General features: G+C 63.4%; 15 protein-coding genes and 4 tRNA genes. 12 read left to right on the top strand and 7 right to left on the bottom strand.

What is annotated here, in order from left to right; translation table 11 throughout:
* Nucleotides 1-40: 40 nt before the first annotated feature.
* The 4 genes from ACK4OE_RS16945 (at nt 41) to ACK4OE_RS16930 (ending at nt 491) form a co-directional block, all read left to right on the top strand.
* Nucleotides 41-117 (top strand) — tRNA-Asp (locus ACK4OE_RS16945).
* A gap of 64 nt (nt 118-181) precedes the next feature.
* A tRNA-Ala gene (locus ACK4OE_RS16940) sits at nt 182-257 on the top strand.
* Nucleotides 258-287: 30 nt separating this feature from the next.
* Nucleotides 288-363 (top strand) — tRNA-Glu (locus ACK4OE_RS16935).
* A gap of 51 nt (nt 364-414) precedes the next feature.
* Nucleotides 415-491 (top strand) — tRNA-Asp (locus tag ACK4OE_RS16930).
* A gap of 159 nt (nt 492-650) precedes the next feature.
* Here the strand turns inward: ACK4OE_RS16930 and ACK4OE_RS16925 are convergent.
* From ACK4OE_RS16925 to ACK4OE_RS16915, 3 genes are all read right to left on the bottom strand, one after another.
* A complete protein-coding gene (locus ACK4OE_RS16925; protein WP_409886303.1) occupies nt 651-1,409 on the bottom strand; it encodes a 3-hydroxyacyl-CoA dehydrogenase in 759 nt (252 codons plus the stop codon).
* Nucleotides 1,410-1,530: 121 nt separating this feature from the next.
* Nucleotides 1,531-2,583 (bottom strand): extracellular solute-binding protein, encoded by a 1,053-nt coding sequence (locus tag ACK4OE_RS16920; RefSeq protein ID WP_409886301.1) that lies wholly within the window; start codon nt 2,581-2,583, stop codon nt 1,531-1,533.
* Nucleotides 2,584-2,902: 319 nt separating this feature from the next.
* Nucleotides 2,903-3,451: a phasin family protein gene (locus tag ACK4OE_RS16915; protein ID WP_409886299.1), complete on the bottom strand. Its 549-nt coding sequence runs from the start codon at nt 3,449-3,451 to the stop codon at nt 2,903-2,905.
* Between the two features lie 199 nt (nt 3,452-3,650).
* On the opposite strand from ACK4OE_RS16915, the gene ACK4OE_RS16910 reads away from it, so the two are divergent.
* From ACK4OE_RS16910 to ACK4OE_RS16875, 8 genes are all read left to right on the top strand, one after another.
* Nucleotides 3,651-4,598, top strand: a complete 948-nt coding sequence (locus tag ACK4OE_RS16910; RefSeq protein WP_409886297.1) for a histone deacetylase — start codon at nt 3,651-3,653, stop codon at nt 4,596-4,598.
* On the top strand, nt 4,595-5,086 hold the full coding sequence (locus ACK4OE_RS16905) for an acyl-CoA thioesterase (RefSeq protein WP_409886295.1): 492 nt from the start codon (nt 4,595-4,597) through the stop codon (nt 5,084-5,086). The genes ACK4OE_RS16910 and ACK4OE_RS16905 overlap by 4 nt, the downstream gene beginning before the upstream one ends.
* A gap of 216 nt (nt 5,087-5,302) precedes the next feature.
* Complete coding sequence (gene pncB, locus ACK4OE_RS16900; RefSeq protein WP_409886293.1) at nt 5,303-6,523, top strand: nicotinate phosphoribosyltransferase; 1,221 nt, start codon at nt 5,303-5,305, stop codon at nt 6,521-6,523.
* Between the two features lie 69 nt (nt 6,524-6,592).
* Nucleotides 6,593-7,588, top strand: a complete 996-nt coding sequence (locus ACK4OE_RS16895; RefSeq protein WP_409886291.1) for a 2-hydroxyacid dehydrogenase — start codon at nt 6,593-6,595, stop codon at nt 7,586-7,588.
* 78 nt (nt 7,589-7,666) lie between these two features.
* Nucleotides 7,667-9,487 carry a DNA recombination protein RmuC gene (rmuC, locus tag ACK4OE_RS16890; protein WP_409886289.1) on the top strand — a complete coding sequence of 607 codons (1,821 nt, stop codon included), beginning with the start codon at nt 7,667-7,669 and terminating at the stop codon, nt 9,485-9,487.
* Nucleotides 9,484-10,674 carry an MFS transporter gene (locus tag ACK4OE_RS16885; protein ID WP_409886287.1) on the top strand — a complete coding sequence of 397 codons (1,191 nt, stop codon included), beginning with the start codon at nt 9,484-9,486 and terminating at the stop codon, nt 10,672-10,674. Before rmuC ends, ACK4OE_RS16885 begins: the two co-directional genes overlap by 4 nt.
* Nucleotides 10,675-10,783: 109 nt before the next feature.
* Entirely contained in the window at nt 10,784-12,121 is a 1,338-nt protein-coding gene (locus tag ACK4OE_RS16880; RefSeq protein ID WP_409886285.1) for a surface lipoprotein assembly modifier, read from the top strand.
* Nucleotides 12,122-12,132: 11 nt separating this feature from the next.
* A complete protein-coding gene (locus ACK4OE_RS16875) occupies nt 12,133-13,140 on the top strand; it encodes a FecR domain-containing protein (RefSeq protein WP_409886283.1) in 1,008 nt (335 codons plus the stop codon).
* A 49-nt stretch (nt 13,141-13,189) separates the two neighbouring features.
* Here the strand turns inward: ACK4OE_RS16875 and ACK4OE_RS16870 are convergent, their stop codons facing one another.
* From ACK4OE_RS16870 to ACK4OE_RS16855, 4 genes are all read right to left on the bottom strand, one after another.
* Nucleotides 13,190-14,053: a TIGR00730 family Rossman fold protein gene (locus ACK4OE_RS16870; RefSeq protein WP_409886281.1), complete on the bottom strand. Its 864-nt coding sequence runs from the start codon at nt 14,051-14,053 to the stop codon at nt 13,190-13,192.
* Nucleotides 14,054-14,198: 145 nt separating this feature from the next.
* Entirely contained in the window at nt 14,199-14,582 is a 384-nt protein-coding gene (crcB, locus tag ACK4OE_RS16865) for a fluoride efflux transporter CrcB (RefSeq protein ID WP_409886279.1), read from the bottom strand.
* Nucleotides 14,583-14,694: 112 nt separating this feature from the next.
* A complete protein-coding gene (locus tag ACK4OE_RS16860) occupies nt 14,695-15,999 on the bottom strand; it encodes a TRAP transporter large permease (protein WP_409886277.1) in 1,305 nt (434 codons plus the stop codon).
* A gap of 99 nt (nt 16,000-16,098) precedes the next feature.
* Entirely contained in the window at nt 16,099-16,608 is a 510-nt protein-coding gene (locus ACK4OE_RS16855; RefSeq protein ID WP_409886275.1) for a TRAP transporter small permease, read from the bottom strand.
* Between the last annotated feature and the right edge of the window lie 11 nt (nt 16,609-16,619).

Raw genomic sequence — 16,619 nt, 5'->3', positions numbered from 1 at the left:
TTGGCTTGTGTTGAGAGATGCAAGCAAAAGCTGCCTGCCAGGAGTGGTAGTTCAGTTGGTTAGAATACCGGCCTGTCACGCCGGGGGTCGCGGGTTCGAGTCCCGTCCACTCCGCCAGTCAAAAACCCTTGCAGGTCTTTGATATGCAAGGGTTTTTCTTTGGTGTTAGCCAAAGAGGTTTGGGGGTATAGCTCAGCTGGGAGAGCGCTTGCATGGCATGCAAGAGGTCATCGGTTCGATCCCGTTTACCTCCACCAAAATTTGTTTTCGGTTAGTTCCAAGGTTTTGACCCCATCGTCTAGAGGCCTAGGACATCACCCTTTCACGGTGAGTACCGGGGTTCGAATCCCCGTGGGGTCGCCAAGTTGTAGCGCTTGGCTTGTGTTGAGAGATGCAAGCAAAAGCTGCCTGCCAGGAGTGGTAGTTCAGTTGGTTAGAATACCGGCCTGTCACGCCGGGGGTCGCGGGTTCGAGTCCCGTCCACTCCGCCAGTCATCAACCGCTGCAGTCGCAAGGCTGCAGCGGTTTTTTTTTATGCCCCTTTGGATTTTCAGTGCTCCCGCTCGGAAGCGACTAGAAAAATAGGCATAAAAAGAGCTGCTAGCGCTTGTGGATAAAGCACTAGCAGCTATAAATTCAGTAGCTATTTCTCAGCGTGGGGCCAGGCGGATGGCGCCATCGAGGCGGATCACCTCGCCATTGAGCATGTCGTTTTCAAAAATGTGCAGAACCAGCTTGGCGTAGTCCTGGGGCGTGCCCAGGCGGCTGGGGAAGGGCACTCCAGCGGCCAGAGCGTCTTGTACTTCCTGGGGCATGCCAAACAGCATCGGTGTGCCGAAGATGCCGGGGGCAATGGTCATGTTGCGGATGCCGTTGCGTGCCAGGTCACGGGCGATGGGCAGGGTCATGCCGACCACGCCGCCCTTGGATGCGGCGTAGGCGGCCTGGCCGATCTGGCCGTCATAGGCCGCCACGCTGGCGGTGGAGATCAACGCACCGCGCTCGCCCGTGGTTTCGGGTTCGTTCTTGCTCATGGCTTCGGCGGCCAGGCGGATCATGTTGAAGCTGCCAATCAGGTTGACGGTGACCGTCTTGCTGAAAACAGCCAAAGCATGCGCACCATTTTTGCCAACGGTTTTTTCAGCTGGTGCGATGCCAGCGCAGTTCACCAGGCCCATCAACTTGCCCATCGACACGGCCTTGGCCACTACGGCCTGGCCATCGGCCTCGTTGCTCACATCACACTTCACAAAGGCGCCACCGATTTCCTTGGCCACAGCTTCGCCTTTTTCGGCTTGCATGTCGGCGATCACGACCTTGCCGCCGTGTGCCGCCAGCATGCGCGCAGTGCCCTCGCCCAAGCCCGACGCACCGCCAGTCACGATAAATACCTTGCCCTTGATCTCCATGGTCTGTCTCCAGTAAGTGACGTTAACGTAAACGTCAATTATGGCGTATCTCCTTCGGACGTTGAAGGCGCAAAAAAGCCCGGACGAAGCCGGGCTGTAGCGGGTGCACAGAGCAGGTTGCTTATTGGAAGCCGACCCGGTCTAGCATTTGCTGCACCTTGGTGGTGTTGGCGCCAACCGCGCTGATCGGGATGGTCTCGCTCTTGAAGGGCTGGCCGCCTGTCATGGCCTTCAGGGCGGGGTTGTCCAGGGTCACGCCCTTGGCTGCTGGCCATTCGTTGTTGCCGTTGGCAAAGTAGCTCTGTGCTTCGGGACTGGCGAGGTATTCCAGAAACTTGACGGCATTGGCAGGGTTCTTGGCATGCTTGGCCACAGCGCCGCCGGCAATGTTCAGGTGTGTTCCCCAGGATTCCTGGTTCGGGAACACAACGCCCACCTTGTTCACCACGGCCACGTCTTCGGGCTTGGTAGAGCGCATCAAACGCGCCAGGTAGTAGCTGTTGGTAACGGCGATGTCGCATTCACCTGCGGCCACGGCCTTGATCTGGTCGGTGTCGCCGCCTTTGGGTGGACGCGCCAGGTTGGCCACCATGCCTTTGAGCCAGGCTTCCGCCTTTTGCTCGCCCACATGTTCTGTCACTGCGCCGAAGAGGCTCAGGTTGTACGGGTGCGAGCCCGAGCGGATGCACAACTTGCCCTTGTTCTTGGGATCACCCAGCGACTCATAGGTGGCCACGTCCGACTTTTGGATCTTGACCTTGTTGTAGACGATCACACGGGCACGGGTCGACAGGCCAAACCAAGCGACGCTGCCGTCAGCGGTGGGCGTGCTGCGCAGGTTGGCGGGAATCGCGTCGTTCAGCACCTTCGACTGGATAGGCTGGAACAGGCCATCGACTTCGCCCTTGTGCAAGCGGGCCGCGTCCACCAGCAGGATCACGTCCGCGGGAGACGCGGAGCCTTCTGCCTTCAGTCGAGCCAGGATGCCAGCGTCGTCTGCGTCCACGCGATTGATCTTGATACCGGTGGCCTTGGTGAAGCCCGAGTAGAGCGCTTCGTCCGTGGAGTAGTGACGGGCCGAATAGAGGTTGACCACTTGGTCCTGGGCATTGACGGCGCCTGCGGTGGCGGCCAGAACACAAGCGCTCAGCAAGGCTTTCACAGTCTTCGACATGGGATGCATCTTTCAGGGTTGGAACTGCGGCGATGATAAAGCAAACACGAATTATTCTTGTTAAAGTCTTCGAGGCAGTCCGGGATTTGCGCTGCCGGTTTGATCTGGCGCAGTGGCCAAAGTCGGGCCAGCAAACGACAGGCAAAAAAAAGCCCAGTCGTAAAACCGGGCTTTAAAAGGATCCTTGAAACGGGGGTTTCGAGAGGATCCAAGGAGACAACTGGGGCGCTGTAGACGGTGTCTTCAGCGCGTGGGTTGAATTATCAGGGTATTCCCTGAATGCAACCTAGAGTGTGCACTCCAGATCGCGGGATTTTGCTTAGCGCTTACGGGGAGTAGCGGTCTTGGCTGCGTTGGCAGCGGTGCTGGCAACAGCGTTGAAGTTGGCTTCAGCCACGTCCGACGCTTGCTTGACGGCCTTTTGGACGGATTCAAAAGCGTTGTTGGCGGCGGAGACGGCGCTCTTCATAACGGCCACAGCGGTTTCGGAACCGGCGGGGGCGTTCTTTGCGGCGCTGTCCACCAGGTTGGTGAATGCCTTTTGTGCATCCGTTGCCTGGCCTTCAAATGCCTTACCGAACTCGGCAGCGGTGCCCGAAGAAATGTCATACAGATGACGGCTGTAGGCAGCGGTCTTTTCTGCCAGAGGCTGGAACAGACCGGCTTGCAGAGCCAGCAGTTCTTGTGCGTCCTTCACACCCAGCACAGCTTGGGAGTGGGTAGCGGCTTCAGCCAGGGCAGCGCGCGAAGCGGTCACGTTCAGTTCAACCAGCTTTTCAACGCCTTCGAAAGCCTTGGTGGTCAGGCCAAACAGGGTTTCCAGGTTGGCTTTGTGGGATGCCAGGATTTGTTCTGCGGTCAGCGACATGTTGTATCTCCTAAAAATGGTGCCCAAAGGGCAAGGTGGCTTACAGACATCTGCGCTGGCCCTGACTCGCTACAGTCATGTTGCAGTGCAGCATGAATCGAATTTTAGGGACTTGGGGCGGTATTGCAAGGGCTTTTTGTTGCGCTGCAGCAAATTAGGGACGATCACCCAGAACCCCTTGGTTTGCCACAATCGTGTCATGCACGCTTACTACGCAGACCACTTTGTTCTGCCCCTTCCCGAGGGCCACCGCTTTCCCATGGCCAAGTACCGCATGCTGCGCGACCGGATTGCGCAGCACCTGCCGGGCGTCACTTTGCAGGTCGCAAAACCCGCGTCGGACAGCGAACTGGCGCTGGCGCACACGCCCGACTACATCCATGCCATTGCCACGGGCACGCTGCCGCCTGCAGCCCAGCGCGAGATCGGATTCCCCTGGAGTGAAGCCATGGCCGAGCGCGCCCGCCGATCGGTGGGCGCCACGGTGGCTGCTAGCCGCGTTGCCTTGCAGCAGGGCGTGGCGGGCAACTTGGCGGGTGGCACGCACCATTCGTACGCTGAAAAGGGCAGCGGCTTTTGTGTGTTCAACGACGTGGCGGTGGCCGCGCGGCGGATGCAGGCCGAGTGGGTGCAAGGGCAGGGCGGGCAGGGCGTGCGTCAGCACCCGCTCAAGGTGGCGGTGATTGATCTTGATGTGCACCAGGGCAATGGCACGGCGCACATTTTTCAGTCGGACGAAAGCGTGTTCACCTTGTCATTGCATGGGGCGCGCAATTTTCCGTTTCGCAAGGAGCCCAGCGACCTCGACGTGGAGCTGCCCGACGGCTGCGCAGATGATGAGTACCTGAACGCGCTGGAGCACGCAATCGATACGCTGGACCGGCGCTTCACGCCGGGCCTCGTGTTGTATCTGGCGGGGGCCGACCCGCATGAGGGCGACCGCCTGGGCCGCCTCGCAGTCAGTCACGACGGCCTGGAGGCGCGCGACCGGCGCGTGTTCGACTGGGCGTGGCAGCGGCGCATTCCACTGGCATTCACCATGGCCGGTGGATACGGGCGCGACCTGGAGGACACGCTTCGGGCCCAACTCACGACCTGGCAGGTGGCGCTGCACTACCACCAGCGCTGGCAGAATGTGCGGCCATGACGTTGACCGCCAGCCCCACTACATCAGCCACCACGCTCACCGCTGCTGCGGTCCGCCCGGCACCCCAACCCCGCAGCGCCTACCCGGTGTTTCGCCCCATTACCACCCGCTGGGCCGACAACGATGTGTACGGTCACGTGAACAACGTTGTGTACTACAGCTGGTTCGACACTGCGGTCAACGCGCATCTGATCGACCAGGGTGTGCTCGACATCCACGCGGGCGGCACCATCGGCCTGGTGATCGAAACCCAATGCAACTACTTCGCGCCGCTGGCGTTTCCGCAGACGGTGGAGGCGGGCATTCGCGTGGCGCGCCTGGGGGGCTCCAGCGTGCGCTACGAGGTGGGGCTGTTTGCGCAGGGCGAGCCCCTGACCGCTGCGGCCGGCCATTTCATCCATGTATATGTCGACCGCGAGACACGCCGACCCGTTCCGGTGCCGGACGCGCTGCGCAAGGTGCTCCAGGCCCTGGTGGTCGCGGGCTGAGGCGCTGCACCGCTGAACTAATCAATTTGATAGCTGCTAGCGCTTGCTGGATAAGCGCTAGAGCCTGTTTTGGCTTGAATTAATCTGCGGCGACCGGCATGGCTGACAGGGGCGCATCGCCTGCGCCCCTGCCCAGCGCCCAAGCCCTCGATGGCCTACACTTTGCGGCCCCGTTGCTTGCTTGCGGCCCGCACCCCTTAGAGGCCCGCCCTGTCCATGATCATCACCAGCCTGCTCGATACCGACCTGTACAAGTTCACCATGATGCAGGTGGTGCTGCACCAGTTTCCGGGGGCGCAGGTGGAATACAAGTTCAAGTGCCGCAACCCCGGCGTGCAACTGGCGCCGTTTGTGAACGAGATCCGCGACGAGATCCGTTCGCTGTGCAGCCTGCACTTTCAGGACGCCGAGCTGGCCTACCTGCGCTCGATGCGCTTCATCAAGAGCGACTTTGTGGACTTTCTGGGGCTGTTCAAGCTCAACGAAAAGTACATCACCGTCACCCCGCAGCCCACCGGCGAGATCGACATCAGCATCCGTGGCCCGTGGCTGCACACCATCTTGTTCGAGATCCCGGTACTGGCCATTGTGAACGAGGTGTACTTTCGCAACACGCAGAAGGTGCCCGACTTCCCTGAAGGCCGCCGCCGCCTCGACACCAAGATCAGCCAGTTGCAGGCCGATGGTTTGTCGGATCTCAAGATCGCCGATTACGGCACGCGCAGGCGTTTTTCGCGCGCGTGGCACGAAGAGGTGCTGCGCGTGCTGGTGGCGCGCCTAGGCACCGGCGACCGCCGCCCCGGCTCGCCCGCCGGCCCCGGCCAGTTTGCGGGCACCAGCAACGTGCTGTATGCGATGAAGCTGGGCGTCACACCGTTGGGCACGATGGCGCACGAATACCTGCAGGCCTGCCAGGCACTGGGCCCGCGCCTGCGCGACAGCCAGGTGTTTGGGTTTGAAATGTGGGCAAAGGAGTACCGCGGCGACCTGGGCATTGCGCTGTCGGACGTGTACGGCATGAGCGCCTTTTTGCGCGACTTTGATCTGTACTTCTGCAAGCTGTTCGACGGCGCGCGCCACGACAGCGGCGACCCGTTTGCCTGGGGCGAGCGCCTGTTGGACCACTACCGCAAGAACCGCGTGGACCCGCTGACCAAGACGCTGATCTTCAGCGACAGCCTCACGGTGCCGCGCATCATCGAGCTGTACGGCCAGTTCCGTGGGCGCTGTCAGCTGGCCTTTGGCATTGGCACCAACCTGACCAACGACCTGGGCAGCGCGCCCACGCACGAGCCGCTGCAGGTGGTGATCAAGATGACGCGTTGCAATGACCAGCCCGTGGCCAAGCTGTCGGACACGCCGGGCAAAGGCATGTGCGACGACGAGAAGTACCTGGCCTACCTGCGCCAGGTGTTTGATATTCCCAGCACTGTTTGAAACCGCGCGGGCGGTGCTCCCTGCGGCGCTACCCCGACCCGATCCACTTTTGCCGACGAGACGACACCCATGACCAAACCCCGCATCCTGGTAGCCCGCGCCATCTTCCCTGACATCGTCGACCGCCTGCGCCAGCATTTCGAGGTGGAGGCCAACGCAGAAGACACCATCTGGAGCCCCGCCGAGCTGGCTGCGCGCCTGGCCGACAAAGACGGCGCCTTCACCACGGGCAGCCAGCGCATCGACGCCACCTTGTTGGCCGCCGCGCCGCGCCTCAAGATCGTTGCCAACATGGCCGTGGGCTACAACAACTTTGATGTGGACGCCATGACCGCTGCAGGCGTGCAAGGCACCAACACGCCCGACGTGCTGACCGAGACCACGGCCGACTTCGGCTTCGCGCTGCTGATGGCCACCGCGCGCCGCATGACGGAGAGCGAGCATTACCTGCGCGCGGGCCAGTGGACCAAGTGGAGCTACGACATGTTCGCGGGCAGCGACATCCACGGCAGCACGCTGGGCATCATCGGCATGGGCCGCATCGGCCAAGGCATTGCCAAGCGCGGCGCTCATGGCTTTGGCATGAAGGTGATTTATCACAACCGCTCGCGGCTTGCTGCTGAACTGGAAGCCGAATGCAGGGCCACCTACGTCAGCAAAGACGAATTGCTGCGCACCGCAGACCACGTGATGTTGGTGGTGCCCTACACGCCCGCGTCGCACCACACGATTGGCGCGGCGGAGCTGGCGTTGATGAAGCCCACGGCCACGCTCATCAACATTGCACGCGGCGGCATTGTGGACGACGCCGCGCTGGCCGTGGCCCTGCGCGAGCGGCGCATTGCCGCAGCCGGGCTGGACGTGTTTGAAGGTGAACCCACGGTGCACCCGGACCTGCTGACTGTGCCCAACGTGGTGCTCACGCCGCACATCGCCAGCGCCACCGTGCCCACGCGCCGCGCCATGGCCGACCTGGCGGCGGACAATCTGATTGCCTTTTTTGACGGACGTGGCGCGCTCACGCCGGTGAACACACCTGCAGCCAACCTGGCCAGTGCGGGTTGAAGCCAAAATCTGAATGAAATTTGCCACTAGCGCTTATCCATAAAGCGCTAGTAGCTATAAAAATAATAGTAATTTGCCTTGACAACTGACACGCTTGTATTGCTGGCCGCGATGGCCCTGGTGGTGGTTTTACTGGTGCTGGTGCTCTTGCGCCGCCCCCGCGTGGACTTGCCGCCTGAATGGCTGGCGCGCCTGCAGACGCTGGAGCGCACCGCCCAGGCCACGCAGCTGGCGGTGGCCAAAAACGATGGCGCCATGGATGCGCTGGCCAAGCAACTCGGTGGGTTTACCCACACCACCCAACACACACTGGAGGCCTTGCGCCACGCCGTGGACGAACGCCTGGCCCAGGCCGTAGCCGAATCCCGCACCGGCCGGGCCGAGCTGCTGTCCGCGTTTGGCGTGTTCGAGGCGCGGCTGGAGCAGCGGCAGACTGCGCTCGATGCGTCGTTGGCCCAGCGTTTTGAAGGACTGCAGCAAGCGGTGGCTGGTCGGCTGGAAGAAAGCAGCAAAGCCCTGCTGGCCCACCTCGCGCAGGGCCAGGCCGACTCGGCCGCTGCGCGCAAGGAGCTGTCCGACACGCTGATTGGGTTTCGCACCGAACTCACGGCCACCACCGGCGCGCTGGCGGCAGAAAGCGTCAAGTCGCGCGAGGCCATGGGCGAGAGTGCGGCGCTGTTTGAAAAGCGCATTCAGGAGCGTTTTGAAGCGCTGCAGGCCGCCACGCGCCTGACGCTCGACTCGCTCAAGGGCGACATCCAGACGCAGCTGGGCAGCATGTCCACCGCGCTCAAAGACCAGCTCGAAGCCAATGGGTATCAGATCAAGAACCAGTTCTCGGTGCTGCAAGACGCCGTGTCGCAACAGCTTGCCGGTCTTGTGCAGGGCAGTCAGCACAACGCGGAGCAGCTGCGCACCGCGCTCAATGAACGGCTGGGCGCCATCCAGGCCGACAATGCCACCAAGCTCGAAGAAATGCGCCGCACCGTGGACGAAAAGCTGCACGCCACGCTGGAGCAGCGCCTGGGCGAGTCCTTCAAGCTGGTGAGCGACCGGCTCGAACAGGTGCACAAGGGCCTGGGCGAGATGCAGACCCTGGCGGGCAGCGTGGGCGATTTGAAACGCGTGATGACCAACGTGAAGTCGCGCGGCACCTGGGGCGAAATGCAGCTGGGCGCCATCATCGACAACGTGCTCACGCCCGACCAGTTCGCCCGCAACGTCAAGACCGTGCCGGGTAGCGACGAGCTGGTGGAATTCGCCATTCGCCTGCCAGGCAAAAGCGACGAACACCCGGTGTGGCTGCCGATTGATTCCAAGTACCCGGTGGAGCAGTACCAGCGCCTGATGGACGCGCAGGACGTGGCCGACAAGCTGCTGATCGCATCCGCTGGCAATGCCTTCGAGACGTCCATCAAGCTGGAGGCCAAAAAGATCTTTGCCAAGTACGTCTCGCCCCCGCACACCACCGACTTTGCCGTGCTGTATCTTCCCACCGAAGGCCTGTTTGCCGAGGTGATGCGTCGCCCGGGTCTGGTCGAGGCGGTGCAAAACGACTGCCGCGTGATGATCACCGGCCCGGCCAACCTGGCGGCCATGCTCAACAGCCTGCAGATGGGCTTCAAGACGCTGGCGATTGAAAAACGCTCGTCCGAGGTGTGGAGCCTGCTGGGCAGCGTGAAGACCGAGTTCGCCAAGTTTGGCGACGTGGTGGAGGCCACCAAAAAATCCATCGACGCGGCCGCCAAGAAGTTTGACGAGGTGGGCGTGCGCACCCGCGCCATCCAGAAGCGTCTGCGCGACGTGCAGGACCTGCCCGCGCCTGACACAGCCGTGCCGTTGGCGGGCCTGCAGGCCGACGCGTTGCCGGGGGTGGAGCCCGAGGACGACCTGCCGTGAATTGGGCGCTGGCCCGGTTGATTCTTGGGCAAGTCTGCATTCATGCCTGCATGGCGGGCATGCGCATGGCCGCGCCGCTGCTGGCGCTGCGTGAGGGCTACAGCGCAGCGGCCGTGGGTGTGCTGCTGGCGCTGTTTGCGCTGACGCAGGTGTTTTTGGCGCTGCCGGCGGGGCGGTATGCCGACCGCCACGGTCTCAAACGGCCCGTGGGGTATTCGGTGGCTCTGGCCGCAGCGGGCGCCGCACTGGCATTGGCTTTTCCCACTTTTCCGGTGTTGTGCCTGGCCGCGCTGATGACCGGTGGCGCCACAGGCGCTGCCACTATTGCGCTGCAGCGTCATGTGGGCCGCGCGGCGCATGACGCGACCCAGCTCAAGCAGGTGTTCAGCTGGCTGGCCATTGGCCCGGCGGTGTCCAACTTCATCGGGCCGTTTTGCGCGGGGCTGATGATCGACCACGCAGGCAGCGCGGCGGGCAGCACCGAAGGCTACCGCGCCGCGTTCGCGCTGATGGCCATCTTGCCCCTGCTGACCTGGTTCTGGGTGCGCGACACGGTGGAGCTACCGCCGGTGATTGCCGCCGCAGGCGGCCCACCCCAGCGCGCGTGGGACTTGATGAACGAGCCGCCGTTTCGCCGTTTGCTCATCGTCAACTGGCTGCTGTCCTCGTGCTGGGACGTGCATACCTTCGTGGTGCCGCTACTGGGGCACGAAAGGGGCTTGTCGGCTTCGGTCATCGGCTCCATCCTGGGTGCATTTGCCATCGCAGCAGCGGTGATCCGTGTGCTGATGCCGCTGGTGGCCGAGCGCCTGCGCGAGCGCGTGGTGGTCGCGGGTGCCATGGTGGTCACGGCGGTGCTGTTTGGCGTGTATCCCTTGCTGGGCAGCGCCCTGGCCATGGGTTTGTGTTCGGTGCTGCTGGGTTTTGCGCTGGGCTCGGTGCAACCCATGGTGATGAGCCTGCTGCACCAGATCACTCCATCGCACCGCCACGGCGAGGCGCTGGGCCTGCGGCTGATGGCCATCAATGCGTCCAGCGTGCTGATGCCCATGCTGTTTGGCACGGCGGGCGCCGTCATGGGGGTGGGAGGCCTGTTCTGGGTGGTGGGAGCCGCTGTGGGGGCAGGGGCGCGCATGGCGTGGCGCATGGGCGCGGGAACGGCCGGCAAAGCACACCCACCAAGCTGACTGGCCGATTGCTACGGGCAATCGACACCCGCAGAAATAGGGCAATTGGGGGGTGAGCAAAAGGGTTGAAAAGGAGTAGTCTCCGCCTGATCGACAGGAGGGGACTGCCATGCGCACTCAATCGGGGCTCCAGCGGGCCCGCCACCTGGTGCTGATGCCGCTGCTGGGCCTTGTGCCCTGGTCTCTGTCCTTTGCAGACGATCTGCTGAACCAGGCAGAGTCCTTTGTTCAGCAAGGCAATCCCCTGCAGGCCTTTCAACTGCTGGACGCCCAGGAATCCACCCGCGCAGGCGACCCGGCGTTTGACGAAGCCATGGGCCGCGCGGCCTTCGCCGCCCACCAGTACACCCGTGCCGTGATGGCCTGGGAGCGCCTGGTGGCAACGCAGCCCGACAACGCCGTCGCCCAGCTGGAGCTGGCGCGGTCGCTGCACGCCGTTGGCGACCGCAAAGGCGTGTTGGCGCTTTCAGAGCAGGCACGCGCCCGTGCCATCCCGGTGGATGCCGCGCTCAGCATCGATCAGTTTCTGGTCTCCTATGACCGCATGGGCCACGAAGGGCGCTCGACCTGGAAAGGGCACATCGATGTCACGCTGGCCCGTGATACCAATGTGAACGCAGGGCCTGATCTGAATGCACCCGCGCTGTCGCCTCCAGGCACACCGCCTTGGACGCTGCAGCCGGGCGCTCAGGCGCAGCGCGCGTCTTACGCTGCCTTGCTCGGCAATGTGCGGGGGCGGCATGTGCTGGACTCCCGCTGGTCGCTGATCGGTGCGGCAACCGCCGAGGTGCGTGGGCATTCGACGGCGGGAAAGCCATACGACAGCGATCAGCTGGACGTGACGGCGGGCGTGGCCTACCGCGTGGAGCGCCATGAGTGGATGCTGAGTGCGCAGTGCGCGACCTACCGGCTGGACGGTGACACGCTGCGCAACATCGGCGGTGTTCTGGGCGAATGGATCTACCGCATTGACGGGTTCCGCCAATGGGACACGTTCTTGCAGGTGCAGGGCTTGCACTACCCCACCCAGGGATTGCGCGACGCGCGGCGCACGGTGGGTGGCACCTCGTACATCCATGTGCTGCGCAATGGCAGCCTGTTTTACGCAGGGCTGTATGCCGGGCACGAGACGCCACGGGCCACCGGCGTGGAAAGTCTGGGGCATGACCTCGCCGGGCTGCGCGGCGGCGTGCAGTGGGCCATCAGCACGCAGTGGGCCGCTTTTACCCACCTCAACTACGAGCGGCGCCACTATGGGGCCGCAGACCCCTTCTTTGGCGTGGCACGGCGCGACCGGCAGACCCAATGGGTGCTGGGGGTGTCCTGGCTCCCCGCGCCGGGTTGGCGGATCACGCCCCAATGGGCGTTGACGCGCAATGACTCGACATTGCCCATCACCGACTACGACCGCCGTATTTTTTCCGTCACCGTACGGCGTGAGTTCTGAGGGAGCCCGTGATGCAGCAATCCAATCTTCCTTCTTCCCGGCTCGCGCTCTGGATGGCCATGGTGGCCGCCTGGCCTGTGCAGGGTTTTGCCGCAGCGGGTTCGGTGCAGTTTTCTACCGGGGACGTGCAGCTGCGCCGGGGGGCCGTGGTGGCCCCTGCCATCAAGGGCACCGACGTTGAGAGCGGCGACATGATCGTGACGGGCGCCGCCGGTCGGGCGCAGATCCGGTTTTCGGACGGCGGCCTTGTTGCGCTGTACCCCGACTCGCAGTTCACCGTGACGCGCTATGCCGACACCGGCAACCCCGCGCAGGAGAACTTTGCCGTGAGTCTGCTGCAGGGCGGCATGCGCGCTGTGACGGGCTTGATTGGCAAGCGCAACCCGCAAAACTACAAGGTCACCACGCCCACGGCCGTGGTGGGTATTCGCGGATCGGCGTTTCTGGTGGCTTTCAATGCACAGGGTGAGCTGGTCGTGTCGGGCGAGCAGGATGAGATCGAGGTCTGCACCGAAGCAGGCTGCGTGGGTGTGAAAGCTGGTGAGTCGGTGCGCGTGGTGGCCAGCAGCCGGTTGCCTCTGTACACCCACACCCGCGCTGTGCTGCCGCTGCCACCACCGCCGCTGCCGTTTGTTGTGGGAGAGCAATTGGGTGGTGCAGAGCGGGTAACGCCGGACCCTACGCCACCGGCTCCGCCGCCTGCGACGGTGCCGCCGCCGTCGGCACCATCGGTACCGACGCCTGCCCCCGTGCCGGTACCCACGCCGGGGCCGACGGACCCGTTTGTGCCGACGCCGACGCCGACACCGCCTCCGGTCACGGGCACGCCCACGCCCACCCCCACACAGCCCCCGTCAACGCGCCCCCCGCAATCGCCCACCACACCGCCAACGACCACACCACCGACGACGGCACCCCCCGCGGTACGGCCGCCTGTCTTTGTGTTGCCGCCCATCGTGCGGCCGATTGTGGTGCTGCCGCCGATTGCGGTGCCGCCCCCGCCACCGGTTATCCGTTAAGCCTGCGTAACGCCCTCACGCGGCGCACAGTGCGGTCTGCAGGGACTGATCACAGCTGGTAGAACGACTTGATCAGTTCCCACGCCTCTTGCGGGTCGTCGGTGTAGTGAAAGAGCTTGAGGTCTTGCGCCGAGATCGTGCCTTCTTCGACCAGCACCTCGAAGTTGACCAAGCGCTTCCAGTAGTCGGTGCCAAACAGCACGATGGGCACGGGCTTGGCCTTCTTGGTCTGCACCAGGGTCAGCACTTCAAACAGTTCATCCAGCGTGCCGAAGCCGCCGGGGAAGGCTACCAACGCCTTGGCACGCATCATGAAATGCATCTTGCGCAGCGCGAAGTAGTGGAACTTGAAGCTGAGCGACGGTGAGATGAACCGGTTGCCGCTTTGCTCATGGGGCAGGGCGATGTTCAGGCCCACGTTGAGCGCGCCCACGTCGTGCGCGCCACGGTTGGCAGCCTCCATGATGCCGGGGCCGCCGCCGGTGCAGATGTAGATGCGGTCAGCGGGCGGCTGGCGCTCGCTGTGTTCGGCCACCACGCGGGCGAACTGGCGGGCCAGGTCGTAGTAGCGGGCGTTGCGCACGGCCTGGTGGGCGCGCTGCAGTCGCACCTCGTCGCCGCTGGCTTCGGCCTCGGCCAGCTGGGTGGCCGCTTCGTCGGGGGCCACAAACCGTGCGCTGCCGTAGACCACCACGGTGTTCTCAATGCCTTGCTCGGCCTGGCCCAGGTCGGGCTTGAGCATTTCCAGCTGAAAGCGGATACCCCGGGTTTCGCGGCGGAACAGAAACTCCGGGTCGGCAAACGCGAGGCGGTATGCGTCTGCGTGTAGCGGGTTGCCGCTGGAGGCATGGCTTTGCAGTTCAGCCCAGGCATCTGCCAGGCGGCGTTCGTTCAGTTGGGTGTTGGCTTCCATGAATGGCTCGCGGTGTCTGTGGGAGATTGAAGAAAATGATGAGAACGGAATACGGGGGCTGGCGTGGGCGGCGTGAAGCCGGTCAGTTTTTGAAGTCGGTTAGAGAAGGCAGTTTGAAGCGAATTCATGCTCTAGCGCTAGTCTATCAAGCGCGAGATGCTATCAAATATGAAGCAGTGTGCATGCCGAGCACTGTAAGCCCCAGAGATCCGGCCAGATGCAGGGCCGTGGTACCCATGGCCGCCAGATAGCGCTGCGCCATCAGCATCTGGACCACTTCGGCAGAGAAACTGGAGAACGTGGTGAGTGCGCCCAGAAACCCGGTGATCAGCGCCAGGCGCCACACCGGGTCGATCTGCGGCATCGCATGAAAGATGGCGACACACAGGCCCACCAGATAGCCACCCACCAGGTTGGCCGCCAGCGTGCCCCAGGGAATCAGCCCGCCAGGACTGAGCCACAACCCCAGGCGCCAGCGGGCCAGCGCGCCCACGCAGGCCCCAAGGCAGATTGCAACAACATTCAGCATGGGGCGATTGTCGCTGAGCTGTACTGGGTTGTGCGCCCGGTGCGCCGGGTGCGACTGGTGTGTCCGGTGCTATGGAAACGGCGAAGGTGGGCGCCGTGTTCGCGTTGCGTTCTCAGCGGGCTGACATCTGTTGCGGCAGCCAGGTGACGATGCCAGGGAATATGTAGATCAGGGCCACGGCTGCGCACATCAGCAAAAACATGGGCAGCGTGACCTTGGCGATCCAGGTCAACTGGCGGCCTGTCATGCCCTGCAGCACGAACAGGTTGAAGCCCACGGGCGGCGTGATTTGCGCCATCTCTACCACCAGCACCACAAAAATGCCGAACCAGATGGGGTCGATGCCGGCTGCCTGCACTGTAGGCATCAGCACGCCCATGGTCAGCACCACCATCGAGATGCCATCGAGGAACGAGCCCAGGATGATGAAGAAGATGGCCAGCGCTGCAATCAGCTGCGCCTGGTTCAGCCCCAGCGATGCGATCCATTCGGCCAGGTGGCGCGGCAGGCCGATGTAGCCCATCGACAGGGTCAAAAATGCGGCCCCCGCCAGGATGAGCGCGATCATGCAATACAGCCGCGTGGCGCCCATGAGGGCATCGCGAAAGCTCGCCCAGTTCATCGAGCCCTGCAGCGCCGACAGCACCAGCGAGCCCACCACGCCCACGGCTGCGGCCTCGGTGGCGGTGGCAATGCCGGTGTAGATGGAACCCAGCACCGCGGCAATCAGCAGCACCACCGGAATCAGCGCACGCGAGGCCGAGAGCTTTTGCATGAACGTGAGGCGTTCAGTCGCTTGCGGGATCTGCCCCGGGTTGCGCAGCGCCCACAGGACGATGTAGCCCGAGAAAAGTGCCGCCAGCAACGCGCCCGGCAATACGCCCGCTACAAACAGTTTGGAGATCGACACCTCGGCCATCACGCCATACACGATCATGATGATGGACGGGGGGATGAGCAGGCCCAAGGTGCTGGCACCAGCCAGCGTGCCGACGATCATGTGCTCGGGGTATCCACGGGCTTTGAGCTCAGGCAGCGTCATCTTGCCAATGGTGGCGCAGGTGGCTGCACTGGAGCCGGACACTGCAGCGAAGATGGTGCAACCCACCACGTTGGTGTGCAGCAGCCGGCCCGGCAGCAGCTGCACCCACGGCGCCAGGCCCTTGAACATGTCTTGCGACAGCCGGGTGCGAAACAGGATTTCGCCCATCCAGATGAACAGGGGCAGGGCGGTCAAAGTCCAGCTTGATGCCGAGCCCCAGATGGTCACGGCCATCGCATCGCCCGCGGGGCGTGACGAGAACAGCTGCATGCCGATCCACGCCACGCCCGACAGCGTGAGCCCGATCCACACACCGCTGCCCAGAATCAGAAACAGCGAAAGTACCAGCAAGCCGGTAATGGCGAGATCACTCATGGTCGGGAGCCTGCGGGGCGTGGGTTTGTTGTTTTGGTGGGGGACTGGCTAGGGGCAACAGGCGGCAGGCCATGACCCAGCGATGCGTTTGCGCGGACATCATTCATTGCGCAGTTGCTCGTCGGGGTTGTGGCGGGTACGCCGTCCCAGCAGCTCCAGCACCAGTTCGTCCACAAAGGCCAGCGCCAGCACCACGGTGCCCAACGCCATCGCAATCTGCGGAATCCACAGCGGTGTGGCGTCGCTGGTGGTGGAGATGTCGTGGAACTCGTGCGACTGCCAAGCGAGCTTGCAGCTGTAGTAGGCAAACAGCACCGCAAGCAGCGTGGCAATGCCCAGCGACCAGATTTCGAAACCTTGCTTCCAGCGGCCCTTGAGGGCGTTGAGCAGCAGCGTCACACGGATGTGCTCGCCGCGCTTTAAGGTGTGGGCCAGCGCCAGAAACCCGGCGGCGGCCATCATGTAGCCTGCATACGCATCGGTGCCCGGCACATGAAAGTGCAGCTGGCGGCTGATGATGGACAACAGCACCATGCCCAGCAGGCCGACCATAAAAAGCGCTGCCACCGCGGCAGCGCCGTCATACACAAAATCGAGCAATCGACGCATAAAACAGGCGG

The sequence above is a fragment of the Acidovorax sp. genome, from assembly GCF_046314175.1.
Lineage (GTDB): Bacteria > Pseudomonadota > Gammaproteobacteria > Burkholderiales > Burkholderiaceae_C > Acidovorax.
The sequence above is the reverse complement of the archived record's forward strand: the minus strand, read 5'-3'. Positions and strand labels throughout refer to the sequence as shown.